The sequence below is a fragment of the Cellulophaga sp. BC115SP genome (assembly GCF_009905545.1).
Classification (GTDB): Bacteria; Bacteroidota; Bacteroidia; order Cytophagales; family Spirosomataceae; genus Flectobacillus; species Flectobacillus rivi.
The window spans coordinates 1-1601 of sequence record NZ_JAAALB010000132.1 but is presented as its reverse complement, the minus strand read 5'-3'; the positions used below and the strand labels follow the sequence as shown (position 1 = coordinate 1601).

Below are 1601 nucleotides of genomic sequence, written 5' to 3'. Positions count from 1 at the left end.
GGCTATGTTAAGGATTTGAGTGGTTGTGTAAGTACCAATAATGGATTAACCATCAACTCTGATAGTAAGCTGTTACCACCATCAATCACGGTTTCGAATGTAACTTGCTTTGGCGGAAATAATAGTATTCTTAACATAAACACATCTAATTCTACTCCCAATGGAGGTTTTCAGTACTCCATCGATGGAGGTTTAAATTATAGCTCTACTGCTCAAATACAGGGACTTTCAGCCGGGAACTACCAGATTGTTATCAAGGATAATGTTTGTACAGCAACAACCTCTGGAACGATTACTCAGCCTAGTGAAGTGATTCCTACTGTAACTATTCAAAACCAAATATCTTGTAACGGAAAAAAAGATGGAGTCCTTTTATTAGGTGCATCAGGGGGCATTGCTCCATACGAGTATTCTTTGGACAATACCAATTATTCAAACAATGCAACAAGAAGCAATTTAGGTACAGGCAATTATAAAGTATGGGTTAAAGATGCTAATGGATGTATCAAAGAATCAGGCATTACTACTATTACAGAACCTTCAGTATTGCTAGCCACACTTCAAAGTAAGCAAGATATAGATTGTAATGGCAGTAGTACCGGTCAACTCGTCATCAATGCATCAGGAGGAATATCGCCCTATAGTTACAAATTGAGTACCCAAACCAATTACAACTCTAATAGTACGATTTCAGACCTACGAGCAGGACAATACACTGTTCAAGTACAGGATGGTCACCAATGTGTAGCTAGTATGCAAGTTGAATTACTAGAAGCCAGCAGTATAGTTGTAAGCGTTACCCAGAAGCAAGATATTCTCTGCAATGGAGCATCAACAGGACAACTTACTACTCAGGCCTCAGGTGGTAACGGAGGTTATACCTATAGTCTGGAGGGTACTAATTACCAAAGCAGTAATATTTTTTCAGGATTAAAAGCAGGAGCGTATTCGGTTTATGTAAGAGATATTAAAGGTTGTGTTAAAAGTTTGCAGGGGAGCTCAAGTACCTTGGCAGAACCTTTAGCCTTGGAAATGAGCTTTCAAAATATAGCTGTAAAATGTAATAGCGAAGCAACTGGCTCAATTCTCGCCAATGCCGGTGGTGGGGTAGGAGGCTATCTCTATTCAATAGATAATGTCAATTTTATTACGTCAAATCAGTTTACAAGTCTCAAAGCAGGGAATTATGTTATCTCCTTAAAAGATGCCAATAACTGTATATTACAAAAGAGCGTACAGGTTACCGAACCGACAGCACTTTCAGCTAATCTGGATATTCTTAGTCAAGTCCTTTGCTTTGGAGGAAATTCAGGCGCAATAAAAGGTTTGCCCTTAGGAGGAACCGGACCATATCAGTATTCTTTGGATGGTAATATTTACCAAAATAATGATACATTTAGTGCTCTGACTATTGGAGACTATAAAGTGTGGATAAAAGATGCAAATGCCTGTATTACAACAAGTACTAGTAAAACTATCACTCAGCCTACGGACATTACTTTTACAATCAACTCCGTATCAGCAGTAAAATGCTATCAAGGTAACGATGGTGTTGTAACTCTCCAAACTACAGGTGGCGCTGGCAATTATAGCTATGCTGT

Annotated in this window: 1 protein-coding gene; it reads left to right on the top strand. The window is 38.7% G+C overall.

Annotated features, from left to right (window positions below; translation table 11 throughout):
• Positions 1-1601, top strand: a 1601-nt coding sequence (locus GVN22_RS28525) for a SprB repeat-containing protein (RefSeq protein ID WP_205691061.1), incomplete at both ends; no start/stop codon positions are given.